The organism is Sphingomonas sp. (assembly GCF_004799495.1).
Classification (GTDB): Bacteria; Pseudomonadota; Alphaproteobacteria; order Sphingomonadales; family Sphingomonadaceae; genus Sphingomonas.
On the sequence record NZ_SSMY01000002.1, the window covers coordinates 215,766 to 228,909 of the forward strand.

The 13,144-nt window shown below is 66.5% G+C and carries 12 protein-coding genes; 10 read left to right on the forward strand and 2 right to left on the reverse strand.

Annotated elements, in window-relative coordinates:
- Positions 1-35: 35 nt before the first annotated feature.
- On the reverse strand, positions 36-890 hold the full coding sequence (locus E7773_RS02265) for an AraC family transcriptional regulator (RefSeq protein ID WP_293987546.1): 855 nt from the start codon (positions 888-890) through the stop codon (positions 36-38).
- A gap of 251 nt (positions 891-1,141) precedes the next feature.
- Between E7773_RS02265 and E7773_RS02270 the strand changes: the two genes are divergently transcribed.
- The 3 genes from E7773_RS02270 to E7773_RS02280 are packed head-to-tail and all read left to right on the forward strand — an operon-like array spanning position 1,142 to position 5,712.
- Positions 1,142-2,167, forward strand: a complete 1,026-nt coding sequence (locus E7773_RS02270; RefSeq protein WP_293987548.1) for a quinone-dependent dihydroorotate dehydrogenase — start codon at positions 1,142-1,144, stop codon at positions 2,165-2,167.
- A gap of 45 nt (positions 2,168-2,212) precedes the next feature.
- A complete protein-coding gene (gene ggt / locus E7773_RS02275; RefSeq protein WP_293987550.1) occupies positions 2,213-3,883 on the forward strand; it encodes a gamma-glutamyltransferase in 1,671 nt (556 codons plus the stop codon).
- A 44-nt stretch (positions 3,884-3,927) separates the two neighbouring features.
- Entirely contained in the window at positions 3,928-5,712 is a 1,785-nt protein-coding gene (locus tag E7773_RS02280; RefSeq protein WP_293987552.1) for an AMP-dependent synthetase/ligase, read from the forward strand.
- A 135-nt stretch (positions 5,713-5,847) separates the two neighbouring features.
- On the opposite strand, the gene E7773_RS02285 is transcribed toward E7773_RS02280, so the two are convergent.
- Positions 5,848-8,772 (reverse strand): M16 family metallopeptidase, encoded by a 2,925-nt coding sequence (locus tag E7773_RS02285; protein WP_293987555.1) that lies wholly within the window; start codon positions 8,770-8,772, stop codon positions 5,848-5,850.
- 153 nt (positions 8,773-8,925) lie between these two features.
- On the opposite strand from E7773_RS02285, the gene E7773_RS02290 reads away from it, so the two are divergent.
- The 7 genes from E7773_RS02290 to E7773_RS02320 all read left to right on the forward strand — a co-directional run bounded on the left by E7773_RS02290 (position 8,926) and on the right by E7773_RS02320 (position 13,139).
- Positions 8,926-9,708 carry an aspartyl/asparaginyl beta-hydroxylase domain-containing protein gene (locus E7773_RS02290; RefSeq protein WP_293987556.1) on the forward strand — a complete coding sequence of 261 codons (783 nt, stop codon included), beginning with the start codon at positions 8,926-8,928 and terminating at the stop codon, positions 9,706-9,708.
- Between the two features lie 67 nt (positions 9,709-9,775).
- The gene (locus E7773_RS02295) at positions 9,776-10,348 is read left to right on the forward strand and encodes a NifU family protein (protein WP_293987558.1); all 573 of its coding nucleotides are present in this window, start codon (positions 9,776-9,778) and stop codon (positions 10,346-10,348) included.
- Positions 10,348-10,941: a malonic semialdehyde reductase gene (locus E7773_RS02300; RefSeq protein WP_293987560.1), complete on the forward strand. Its 594-nt coding sequence runs from the start codon at positions 10,348-10,350 to the stop codon at positions 10,939-10,941. The genes E7773_RS02295 and E7773_RS02300 overlap by 1 nt, the downstream gene beginning before the upstream one ends.
- A 73-nt stretch (positions 10,942-11,014) precedes the next feature.
- Positions 11,015-11,629, forward strand: a complete 615-nt coding sequence (gene tsaB / locus E7773_RS02305; RefSeq protein ID WP_293988213.1) for a tRNA (adenosine(37)-N6)-threonylcarbamoyltransferase complex dimerization subunit type 1 TsaB — start codon at positions 11,015-11,017, stop codon at positions 11,627-11,629.
- Positions 11,626-12,096, forward strand: coding sequence for a ribosomal protein S18-alanine N-acetyltransferase (gene rimI / locus E7773_RS02310; protein WP_293987562.1), 471 nt, complete (start codon positions 11,626-11,628; stop codon positions 12,094-12,096). Before tsaB ends, rimI begins: the two co-directional genes overlap by 4 nt.
- A gap of 93 nt (positions 12,097-12,189) precedes the next feature.
- A complete protein-coding gene (locus tag E7773_RS02315) occupies positions 12,190-12,606 on the forward strand; it encodes a MucR family transcriptional regulator (protein WP_293987564.1) in 417 nt (138 codons plus the stop codon).
- A gap of 110 nt (positions 12,607-12,716) precedes the next feature.
- Positions 12,717-13,139 carry a Fur family transcriptional regulator gene (locus E7773_RS02320; RefSeq protein WP_293987566.1) on the forward strand — a complete coding sequence of 141 codons (423 nt, stop codon included), beginning with the start codon at positions 12,717-12,719 and terminating at the stop codon, positions 13,137-13,139.
- Positions 13,140-13,144: the final 5 nt, after the last annotated feature.

The following is a 13,144-nucleotide window of genomic DNA, read 5'->3' on the forward strand; positions in this document are numbered from 1 at the left end:
CGCAACTTCGCCCCGTCAACCCGATTCAGGACGTTTCAGGTCTCGGAGATGAGCGACTTCACTTGCCCGCCGAGCGCCGTCCGCTGCGCGACAGTAATCGCGGCGAGTGCGGTCGGCTGGTCGCGGATCTGCTTGGGGGTCAGCCCGGTGAATTGCTTGACCTCGCGGATCAGGTGCGACTGATCGTAGAACCCGTGGCCGACCGCATCGTCGAAGCTCAGGTCGCGGCCGCGCATCGCCACCGCTGCGCGCAAAGCGCGAAACTTGCGCGCCAGCAATTTGGGCGGCGCGCCGTAGATCGCGTTGCACTTGCGCTCGACCTGGCGCCGCGACAGCCCGGTCGCCGCGATCAGGTCGTCGATCTCTGGCGACTGGCTGTCCTCCAGCCAAGTATCGACTTGTTGCGCGAACCGCACCATTTCTGCGCAGGACTGGCCGGCGAGTTCGTGGATCAACGCCGCACCGATCGCCACCATCGCATCGAAATCGCGCGCGCGCTGCAATGCCCCGCGTGCTTCCATCATGCGGGGGCCAAGCAGCGCGCTCGCGTCGATCATCCGATTGAGCGCATTCGACGCGTCGCCGCCCATCATCGCTGCCCAGCCCGCCGCGGTGACACCCCAGCCGAACAGCCGCACCGGTCCTTCGGCGCGCACCCTGAACGCGGCGCTGGTGGGACCGATCACATGGACCGGGGTGGCCTGCTGCGCGCTTCCGTCGGGAAAAAAATACTGCGCCGCACCGTCGTCGAGTCGGAAACGCATCTGGGCATGATCGGCGCGCTCCATATCCTCGAACACCGGCAATTCGGTGTGGAAGAAATAGAATAGAGTTGCGTAATCAACGACATCGGGTCCGGGAACCCGATAATCGAGTTCGATATCGCTCACGAAAGTGCGCCCCTGTTTTGCTTTCGCGATGTCGCTTTTATACGATCTGGATCAAGTCGACCATAGAAAAGCGGCCCGGCCTCCCCAAGGGAGACCGGGCCGTCGAGGGAAAGAACCCCTCCCAGGGCCCTTCGGGTCGCAACGCTTGTGTATGCGGACTTTCCCCGAGTCGTATTGGACGGATTCGCCGCACCACAATGTACTTTTCTTACAATTTTGACCGGCTGCGCCGTCGCTGCCATGGCGAACGCATGAGCTTTGCGCTGCGCCCGCTGCTGTTTGCGATCGATGCCGAACGCGCCCACGGGCTGACGATCGACATGCTCGCGGCCTGGGACGCGATGGGTACGCCGCTCGCGGCGAACGTGCCGTCGTTGCCGGTGACGGTCGCGGGGCTGACCTTCCCCAACCCGCTCGGGCTCGCCGCCGGCGCCGACAAGGACGGGCGCGCGATCGCGGGATTCTTCGGCCTCGGCTTCGGCGCGGTCGAGATCGGCACGCTCACCCCACTGCCTCAATCGGGCAATCCCAAGCCGCGCCTGTTCCGGCTGGCCGAGGATCGCGCGGTGATCAACCGGATGGGGTTCAACAACGGCGGGCTCGCCGCCGCGCTACCGCGCGCACGGGCCGCGAAACGCACGGGCGTACTCGGCATCAACGTCGGCGCGAACAAGAAGGCAACCGACCGCATTGCGGACTACGAGGCCGGTGTCGCCGCCGCGGCACCGGTCGCGGACTATGTCACGATCAACATCAGCTCGCCCAACACGCCGGGCCTGCGCGACCTCCAGCACGGCCCCGCGCTGACCGATTTGCTCGCGCGCTCGGCAACGGCTCGCGGTACGACGCCGCTCTTCCTCAAGGTCGCGCCTGATCAGGAACCCGCGCAAATCGACGAGATCGCCCGCGCCGCGATCGACGCGGGGATCGACGCCTTGATTATCGGCAACACCACCATCAGCCGGCCCGCGCTCCGCTCTTCCCATGCGGACGAGCAAGGCGGGCTGTCGGGCGCCCCGCTCGCCAGCCTCGCCGCGCAACGCCTGCGCGATTTCCGCACCGCAACCGGCGGCCAGCTTCCGCTGGTCGCCGCCGGCGGGATCGACAGCGGCGCCGAAGCCTACGCCCGGATCCGCGCCGGGGCGAGCCTCGTGCAGCTCTACACCGGGCTCGTCTATGGCGGCCCCGGACTCCCCGCGCGCATCCTCCGCGAACTGGCCGCCCTGCTCGCCGGTGACGGCTTCGCAAGCATTGGGGAAGCGATCGGCGGAGGATGACGTAGCGTCTTGCCACCCGGCCTCACGCCGTTAGGGTCGCGGGCCATGAAGAAGCTGCTCCTCACGCTCGCCCTCCTGTTGTTCTCGCCCGCGGCCGCGTCGGCGCAAGGGATCGTGTCGTCCGCCGATCCGCGCGCATCGGCGGCCGGGCAGGAGATCCTGCGCAAGGGCGGCAGCGCGGCCGATGCGGCGATGGCGATGATGCTCGCGCTGACCGTCGTCGAGCCGCAATCGTCGGGCATCGGCGGCGGCGGGTTTTTCGTCTATAACGACGGCAAGACCGGCATGGTCTCGACGATCGATGGGCGCGAGGCGGCACCGATGGCGGCGACACCGCAGCGCTTCGTCGGCCCCGACGGCAAGGCGCTGCCGTTCATTCAGGCCTTCCCCGGCGGCAAGTCGGTCGGCGTCCCGGGCAACGTCCGGCTGATGGCAATGGTCCACGCGCGCTGGGGCAGGCTCGCGTGGAAGGAGCTGTTCCAGCCCGCGATCCGGCTCGCCGAGGATGGCTATCAAGTGACGCGACCGCTCAATTCGGGGGTCGCGATGGTCTCGCCGCTGTGGAAGGATTTCCCCGCGGTGCGCGCGCAATATCTGATCGATGGCAAGCCGCCCCAGGTCGGCGAGACGATCAAGAACCCGGCGCTCGCGAAAATCCTGCGCAAGATCGCCGACGATGGGCCGGATGCCTTCTATACCGGCAAGAATGCCCAGGCGATCGTCGATGCCGCGACCGGCAGCACCGTCGCGCCGAGTGACATGACGCTGGCCGATCTGGCCGCGTACCGCGCCAAGGAACGCCCGCCGGTGTGCGGATACTACCGCAGCTACAAGATTTGCGGGATGGGCCCGCCCTCGTCGGGCGCGACGACGGTGCTCGGCATCCTGGGCATGCTCGAACGCTTCGACCTGAAGAAGCTGGGCAAGGATTCGCCCGTCGCGTGGCATCTGATCGGCGAGGCGATGGAACTCGCCTATGCCGATCGCGAGAAGTATCTCGGCGACCGCGATTTCGTCGATGTCCCGGTCGCAGGGTTGATCGATCCGGCATACCTCAAGGCGCGGTCGAAGCTGATCTCGCCCACCACCACGCTGGCCAGATACGAGGCCGGCACACCTCCCGGCGCGCCGCAACGCACCGCCGCCGTGCAGAACGAAGTTCCCGGCACGACTCACTTCGTCGCGATCGACGGCGACGGCAATATCGTCAGCATGACCTCGACCGTCGAGGGACCGTTCGGCAGCCAGTTGCTCGCCAACGGCTTCGTGCTCAACAACGAACTGACCGACTTCACGCTCGCGCCCGAAAAGGACGGCAAGCCCGTCGCCAACCGCGTCGAGCCGGGCAAGCGGCCGCTGTCGTCGATGTCGCCGACAATCGTCTACGATACCAGGACCGGCAAGCCCGTGTTCGTCGTCGGTGCGGCAGGCGGCAAGACGATCATCATGCAGGTGGCGAAGGCGATCATCGCGCGGCTCGACTGGGGAATGGAGCCGCGCGACGCGCTCGGGCTCGGGCTCATCTATTTCAACCAGGACGGCGTTATCCTCGAACAGGGCACCAGCCTCGAGGCGCTCAAACCCGCGATGGAGAAGCTCGGCAACAAGGTGACGATCGCCAAGCTGGGCCTCAAGGCCAACGCCGCGGCCTGGGAAAACGGCAAATGGGTCGGCGCGGCCGATCCGCGCAGCGTCGGGGTGGCGCTGGAGCAGTAAGAGACGGCGCAGCCGAAAACGGCGCGCCAGGAGGAGAGGGCCGCATGCGGCAGATCGAGAAATTCCCCAATCTCGTCGCGATGTTCTTCACGCGCGCGGCCGAGGGCGGCGATGTGCCGTTCCTGTGGCACAAGGAGGGCGAGGATTGGGTGCCGCTGAGCTGGGCCGAGGCGGCGAAACAGGTCGCGAGCCTCGCCGCAGGACTCAAGGCGATCGGGCTGAAGCCAGGCGACCGGGTTATGCTGGTCAGCGAGAACCGCCCCGAATGGTGCATCAGCGACCTCGCGATCATGGCCGCGGGCTGCGTGACGGTGCCGACCTACATCACCAATACCGAGCGCGACCACACCCATATCCTGGAGAATTCGGGTGCGCGCGCGGTGATCGTGTCGACCGCGAAACTCGCTCGCCCGCTCCTGCCCGCCGCGATCCGCGCAAGCGAGGCGAAGTTCATCATCGGCATCGACGACCTGCGCGTGATGCAGACGGGCACGCTCGACTATCACCATTGGTCGAAGCTGATCGCCGACAACCCGACCGATCCCGCGACGGTCGTGGCAGATGCCAAGCGCGAGGACCTAGCCTGCATCATCTACACCAGCGGCACCGGCGGCGCGCCGCGCGGAGTGCAGCAGCACCACGGCGCGATCCTGCACAACGTCGAGGGCTGCTGCACGTTGATCGCCGAGGATTTCGGCTGGGAGGACGAGGTGTTCCTCTCGTTCCTGCCGCTCAGCCACGCCTACGAGCATACCGGCGGCCAGCATTTCCCGATCGGGCTCGGCGCGCAGATCTATTACGCCGAAGGGCTCGAGAAGCTCGCGAGCAATATCGAGGAGGTCCGCCCGACCATCATGGTCGTCGTGCCGCGGCTGTTCGAGGTGCTCCGGACGCGGATCGTCAAGGCGATCGAGAAGCAAGGCAAGCTCTCCAACTACCTGCTCGGCCGCGCGGTTTCGATCGGCGGCAAGAAGGCGGCGGGCGGCGTGCCGCTCTACGACCAGCCGATGAACCTGATCGTCAAATCGCTGCTGATGCCCAAGATTTCAAAAAGGTTTGGGGGACGCATAAAGGCGATGGTGTCGGGCGGCGCACCGCTCAACCCCGAGATCGGCATCTTCTTCCAGTCGCTCGGGCTGACCTTCCTGCAAGGCTATGGCCAGACCGAGTCCGCGCCGGTGATCTCGTGCAACCGCCCGCGCGCCGGCCTCAAGATGGACACGGTTGGTCCACCCTTGCTCAACACCGAGGTAAAGATCGCCGAAGACGGCGAGATCCTGGTGCGCGGTGAGCTCGTGATGCACGGTTACTGGCGCAACCCGGAGGAAACCGCGCGCGTCCTGAAGGACGGCTGGCTCCACACCGGCGATGTCGGGATCATCGACGAGAAGGGGCGGATCAAGATCACCGACCGCAAGAAGGACCTGATCATCAACGACAAGGGCGACAACGTTAGCCCACAGAAGGTCGAAGGGATGCTGACGCTCCAGCCCGAAATCGGCCAGGCGATGATCGTCGGCGATCGCCGCCCGCACATGGTCGCGGTGCTCGTCCCGGACCAGGAATGGACGCAGGAATGGTGCGCGCGCACCGGTGGGCCGTGCGATCCCAAGAGGCTGGTCGACGATCTGGATTACCGCGCCGCGCTGATGGCCGCGGTCGAGCGCGTCAACAAGGATTTATCGGTGATCGAGCGCGTCCGCCGCTTCATCCTGGCCGACGAGCCGTTCACGATCGAAAACCAGCAGATGACGCCGAGCCTTAAGATCCGGCGCCACGTGCTGAAGGAAGTCTACGGCGAACGGCTGGACGCGCTCTACAAGGCCTAAATTCCTCCCCGTTTACGGGGAGGTGGCAGCCGAAGGCTGACGGAGGGGGCAGGCCTTAATCGGATCGCGTGAGGTGGACCCGCCTCCACCATTTGCTGCGCAAATGCCTCCCTCGCCGTGAACGGGGAGGATTTTCTACTGCCCCGCTGCCACGACCAGCCCGGCCTTCGCCGCGACCGACTTGGGCACGACTTCCATCGTCCAGTCCCTGTCGGGGCGGAGATACTTCGCCGCCATCGTCTGGAGGTCCGCGGCGGTAATGCTGTTGTAATCGACCACGATCGACTTGGCGGCGTCGATCCGCCGCGGGTCGTAGGTCGCGCCGGCAAGCAGGTTGAGCCAGAAGCCGTTGCCGGTCGACGAGCGCAGGACATACTGGATCATCGGCGCCTTGACGCGTTGCAGCTCGTCGTCGCCGATCGGGTTCTTGGCGAGGTCGGCGGCGATTTCACGCGACAGGCGGAAGAACAGCTCGGTCTTGTCGGGCGGCACCTGGCCGATCGCGATCACGCGCCCGCCAGCGGACGCGCCGATCGGCCAGCTCGCCTGCACGCTGGGGCTGTAGCTCGCCCCCGATTCGGTGCGGAGCCGGTCGAACAGCCGGTCGCTGAAGACCTGCGCCAGCACTTCGAGCTTGCGGCTTTCGCTCACGCCATCGACCCCGCCGCCGGTCGGCCACGCGATCAGCGCGACCGCCTGGTTCTCCTGGCCCGAATGCGTGCGCACCACCGGCGTCGCATTGTGCGCGGGGAAACGGACCGTCGCCGCCGCGACGATGCTCGCGGTCCGCGGCTTGAGCGCGCCGAGCGTCTTGGCGACCGCGGCGATCGCCTCGTCCGCCTTGACGTCGCCGAATACCTGGACCTCGATCGGTCCAGTCGCGAGCACCGGCTGCCAGAATGCCTTGAACGCCGCGGGGGTCAGCGCGTCGACCGCCGGCTTGGGCGGCGTGCCCCAGCGCGGGTCGCGGTCGTGGAGGAAATATTCGAGATCGCGGCTCAGCACGCCGTCGGGCGACGAATCGTATCCGGCGAAACTGGTGTCGAGCAACGCCTTGGCGCGCGCGATCGGCGCCGGATCCCACCCCGGTGCCGCCAGCTTGTCGGCCAGCAACCGGAGCTGGTCCTGATAGTCGGCGGGCGAGGTCACCGCGCCCAGCACGAACGCGTCCTGGTCGATCGCGAAATCCATGCCCAGCCGGCGCCCGGTCGTCAGCTGGTCGATCTGCTCCTGCCCCAATGTACCGATCCCGCTGGCGACCAGCGCGAGATCCCCCGACCAGACCGGGGTCCGCCGCGTCGACGGCAGGGAATTATACCCCCCACCCCAGCGCACGCGGACATAGACGCGGTTGGTCTCCCCGCTGTTCGGATAGAGCATCAGCCGCACGCCATTGGCGAACACGACCTTTTCCATGTCGAGGTCGGCTATCGTTTCGCGGCTGACGACCTTGCCCGGGGCCCCGAGCGGCGGGAGTTTGGAAAAATCGACCGCGGCCAGAGCGGTGCGCTTGCCCCCCAGCTTCGACACGTCCGCGGTCAGCGCGGCGGCGAGCTTGGCGCCCGCCCCGGGATCGGGCGTCGGGGTCGACACGAACGCGCGGGTCGCGTCGCCCTGGAAGATGCGCTTGGTCGACGCGAGGATCGACGCGGGCGTGAACATCCCCTTCGCGCGCGCGTCGGTCAGGATCGCATAGGACACGTCGGGCGCCGCGACGGTCTCACGGATGTCGAGCGCCTGGACCATGTTGTCGGCCTGCGCGGCCCCGGCTTCGACGCGCGAGGTATCGACGCCGTTCTTCATCGCCGAATCGTATTCGGCGAGCTCGCGGTCGAGCTCGGCCTGGCTCGGCGGATTGGCCATCGCGTCGGCGATCACCGCGCGCACGTCCTTCAGCGCCTGTTCCCAATTGTTGCCGACCGGCTGGATCGTCACGAACGTGCCGTTCACCGAGCGCGCCACATCGTCGAGATTGACCCCGGCGGCGATGAAGCTGCCGCCGCTGCGCGCGCGCGATTCGAGCCGCCGGTTGATGATCTGCACCGCGAGCAGATCGACCAGCCGCTTCTGGTTGAAGAGCACCAGGTCGGCGTTGAAGTGCCACGGCCGCAGCACACCCATCGACACGACGGTCGGAATGCCCGGCTCGACCAGAGATCCGGTGATCGGCTGCTTGGTCGCGGGCGTTCCGAAATCGGGGTCGGCGGGGTTGGGCCCCTTCCCCTTCCAGCTCGAGAAATTCTTGTCGACCAGGCTTTCGAACAGCACCGGATCGAGGTCGCCCGAAATGATCACCACCGCGCGCTCGGGGCGGTACCATTTGTCGTGGAACGCGCGCAACGTGGCGGCGGTCGCCGCCTCGAGCGTCTTGGTCGTGCCGATCGGCGAGCGCACTGCGAACGGTTGGCCCGCGAAGATCGTCGCGCGCATCGCGTCGCCATAGCGGACCTGCGGCCCCGGCGCCTCGCGCTGTTCGGCCTCGACCACCGGGCGCTCCGAATTGACCACTTTGTCGTCGAAGCTCGGCGCTTCCATCATCCCCGACAGAATCTTGAGACTCTCGTCGACGCTCTCGGGCGTCGCCGCGGGCAGGTCGAGCTTGAACACCGTCTGGGTGAACGTCGTCTGCGCGTTGGTGTCGCTGCCGAAGGTTGCGCCGAGCCGCTGCCACGTCCGCTTCGCTTCGTTGTCGGCGACGTACTGGCTACCGCGGAACACGAGGTGCTCCATGAAGTGGGCGTAGCCTTGTTCGCTGTCGTCCTCGTATAGCGAGCCGGCGTCGATCCGCACGCGGATCGACACTTGTCCCGGCGGCACGCCATTCTTGCGCACGGCATAGCGCAGGCCGTTCGGCAGCGTGCCGAAATGCCAGTTGAGATCGGGCGTTATGTCGCTGCCCTTGAACAGCCAGGGCGAGCGGTCGACCTCGGGCCGGATCGTCGGCGAGGTGCTACCGGCGGTTTTGCTGTTGGGCACGTTCTGGGCGATCGCGGGGAGCGACAGGCCCAAGGTGACGGCGAGGACAAGCGACAGGCGCGGAGCGCGGAACGTGATCGGCATATCCCCCTGTGTAGGGGCTGGCGCCGCGAGCGGCAATGCCGCGGCCACGCGATCATGAAATGACCCCGCGCCCGCCTTTTTTCGCCACGCTTTGGTCCAAAGTCGGATTTAGCGCGTGCTGGTCGGGGGGCCGACGACGACGACGAGGGTTGAGTGAGCGTTCATCAACAGATCGCGGCGGCGGTGCCGTCGCCCGCGGGGACCGCGGCGAGGGGCAAGCGCCCGCTGATTATCCGCTACGGCAAGCATCTGCGTGGGCTCTTCGACCGGCTGATCGCGTCGTCGTCGCTCGTCTCGAACGCCCCCGTGCTCGACGTCCGCGATTTTGCGTGGACGCAAGCCTTGCGCGACAATTGGGAAGCGATCCGCGACGAGGCGATCTGCGCCGCGCTCGACCGACAGGCACCCTCGCTCTCGAGCATCTCGCCCGATCACCGTGCGATCGCGCCGGTCGACCAATGGCGCAGCTTCTTCCTGTGGGGCTATGGCTATTGCGTCGAGGAGAACCTCGAACGCTGTCCAGTGACGACGGCCGCCGTCGCCAGGATACCCCACCTCAACAGCGCGTTCTTCTCGATCCTCGCGCCGGGCACGCACATCCCCGCGCACCGCGGCGTGACCAAGGGGCTGATCACGTGCCACCTCGGGCTGATCGTGCCGCGCGACGGCGACGTCCGGATGCGCGTCGGCGACCGCATCGTACGCTGGGCCGAGGGCGAGACACTGGTGTTCGACGACACCTACGACCATGAAGTATGGAACGACACCGCCAACACCCGCGTCGTGCTGTTGATCCAGGTGCGGCGCCCGTTGCGCAACCCGGGCAAGTGGATCGCCGACGCGTTCCTCAACGTGCTCCGCCGCTCGGCGTTCGTCCAGGAAGCGCGCGACAATGTGATCGCGTGGAACGCGGCGATGAAACAGCTGGACGTTTAGGCAGGCGCAACGGTCCGTTTCCCGATCGCCGCTTGATCCGCGCGGCCAACGCGCCCACATCGCCTCCATGCTGATCGAGACCGAGACCACGCCCAATCCGGCGACGCTGAAGTTCCTGCCCGGCCGCACGGTGATGGACGCCGGCACGCGCGATTTCGCGACGCCCGAGGAAGCCGAAGCGAGCCCGCTGGCGGAGGCGATCTTCAACCTCGGCGATGTGACCGGCGTGTTCTTCGGGCGCGATTTCGTGTCGGTGACCGCCGCGCCCGGGGTCGAATGGCCCAGCCTCAAGCCCGACGTGCTGGCAATCCTGCTCGACCATTTCAGCGCGAACATGCCGCTGTTCAAGCCAGCCAGCGCCGGGTTCACCGTCCCCGCCGACGACGAGGGTCTGGCCGACGACCCGGCCGACGCCGACATCGTGGCACAGATCCGCGAGCTGATCGACACCCGCGTCCGGCCGGCGGTCGCGAACGACGGCGGCGACATCGTCTATCGCGGGTTCGACAAGGGCAAGGTGTACCTGCGCATGCAGGGCGCGTGCTCGGGCTGCCCGTCCTCGACCGCGACGCTGAAGAACGGGATCGAGCAATTGCTCAAATATTATGTCCCCGAAGTCACCGAAGTGAGGGCAGTGTAATGGCCAAGCTGCTCGACGACGCCGCGCTCGACACGATCTTCCGTACCGCGCGCACCGCCAACGGCTATAACGGCGACCCGGTCACCGAGGCCGATATCCGCGCGATCTACGATCTGGTGAAGATGGGGCCGACCTCCGCCAATCAGCAGTCGGGGCGCTTCGTCTGGCTGCTGAGTGCGGAGGGCAAGGAGAAGCTCGCCGCCGCGTCGAGCGGAACCAACGGCGCCAAGATCCGCGCCGCGCCCGCCGCGGTCGTGATCGGCTATGACCTCGCCTTCAACGAGCATCTCCCCTGGCTCTTTCCGCACGCGCCGACCGCTAAGGACTGGTTTCCCGACGAAGCGGTCCGGTTCGACCACGCGTTCCGGAATTCGTCGTTACAGGGTGCCTATTTCATCATCGCGGCACGCGCGCTCGGGTTCGATGTCGGACCAATGTCGGGGTTCGATCACGACAAGGTCGATGCGGCGTTCTTCGCCGATCAGCCCAATGTGAAGTCGAACTTCATCGCGACGCTCGGCCATGCCGATCCGTCGACGATCTTCGAACGTCTGCCGCGGCCCGAGTTCGAACAGTTCAACACTGTTGCCTAAAGCCGTCACCCCAGCGAAAGCCAGGGTCTCGATATAACTGGGAGACCCCAGCTTCCGCTGGGGTGACGTAAAGATCGCCCGCACGCTCGTCATCGAAACCGCCACCGCCGCGTGCTCGGTCGCGCTGATCGAGGACGGCCGCGTGGTGGCGGGGCGCCACGAGGTGGTCGGCCGGGGGCACGCCGAGCGGCTAGTGCCGATGATCGCCGACCTGCCCGACGGCGGGCGCGCCGACGCGATCCTGGTCGATGTCGGGCCGGGCAGCTTCACCGGCATCCGCGTCGGGATCGCGGCGGCGCGCGGACTGGGGCTCGGTTGGGGCGTGCCGGTTCACGGCTATTCATCGCTCCCGCTGATCGCCGCGGCCGCATTCGCTGCCGACCCGGCGCCCGACCGGCTTGCGGTCGTGCTGGAGGGTGGGCATGGCGAGGTGTTCATGCAACCCTTCGCCGCCGACCCGTTCGCCGCCACCACCGATCTCGCCTCCTTGGCGCCCGCCGAGGCGTTGGCGCGTCTCGATAGCGCGCGAGCCGTCGGGAACGGCGTGCGCTTTCTCGATATGCCCGGCGCGATCGACACCTTACCTAACGCCGCCGACGCGATCCTGCTCGCGCCCGCTTTCACCGCCCTGCCCCCGCGCCCGATCTATGGCCGCGCGCCCGACGCCAAGCCGATGGCGCCCAAATGAGCACCGCCGCGATCGACCTGCGCGAAGGCGACGTCCGCGATCTCGACCGCGTCGACCGGCTGATGGCCGAGGCGTTCGACCCGCGCTGGGGCGAAGCGTGGACGCGCAACCAGGTGATCGGCATCCTGTCGGTTCCCGGCGTGTGGCTGACCATCGCCGAGTTGAACGGCCGCGCGGTCGGATTTGCGCTGGTGCGCGGCGTGCTCGACGAAGCCGAATTGCTGTTGCTCGCGGTGATTCCCAATGCGAGACGAAAAGGCGTTGGCGCCGCCTTATTGCGGTCGGTGGTGACGGATTGCGCGATGCGGGGCATCGCGTCGCTGCATCTGGAGGTGCGCGACGGCAACGAAGCGATTAAATTGTACAGAAATTCGGGGTTTAGCAAGGTCGGCGAGCGGCGCGATTATTATCGCGGTCCCAACGGGCAAAGTTACGCGGCGCTAACCCTCCGCCGTCCGACCCGATAACACCGTCGCATTGATCTTGCGCAGGGCGCGCTGAACGCTCAAAGCGTTCGGTGGGGAGTTACTAAATTGCGTATCGAGTAAGAAGGGAAGACAATGGACGAAATCACCGAAATGCAGGAAACGCTGGTCACGTTGACCGCCGACATCGCCGCCGAATATCTGGGTAACAACAACGTCGCCGTGTCCGACATCGAACTCGTCATCCAGAACATCTATCGCGGCCTGTCGAAGCTCAACCCAGCCGCCCCGCCGCCCGCGCCCAAGCAGGAACCCGCCGTGTCGGTTCGCGCGTCGATCAAGCCCGACTATGTCGTGTGCCTGGAAGACGGCAAGAAGCTCAAGATGCTCAAGCGGCACCTGATGACGCACTATCAGATGACCCCGGACCAGTATCGCGCCAAGTGGAATCTGCCGGCCGATTATCCCATGGTCGCGCCAAACTATGCCGAACAGCGCCGCACGCTGGCGAAGAAGATCGGTCTGGGCACGAAGCGCCGCAAGACCAAATAACCGAACCGGTTCCGGCCGAACGACAGCCCCGCGGCGCGCAAGCGCTCGCGGGGCTTGTTGCGAGCGACTCTCGCCTTTCGCAATAACGTGAATGCGCCTATATCGGTCGCATGGCGCGCAAGATCGATCTCGAAGCTCTCTGCAACGAAAAGGGGCTGCGCATTACCGAGCAACGGCGCGTGATCGCGCGCGTGCTGAGCGAGGCCGAGGACCATCCCGACGTCGAGAAGGTCTATGAGCGCGCATCGCAGATCGACCCCGGCATTTCGATCGCGACGGTGTACCGCACGGTGCGGCTGTTCGAAGAAGCGGGTATCCTCGACCGCCACGATTTCGGCGACGGCCGCGCGCGCTACGAGCCCGCGCCCGAATCGCACCACGATCACCTGATCGACATCGAGACCGGCAAGGTCACCGAGTTCGTCGACCCCGAGCTCGAACAGCTCCAGAAACAGATCGCCGAGAAGCTTGGCTTCCGCCTCGTCGACCATCGCATGGAGCTGTACGGCGTCAGCCTGGAGCGCAAGGGCTGAGTCCC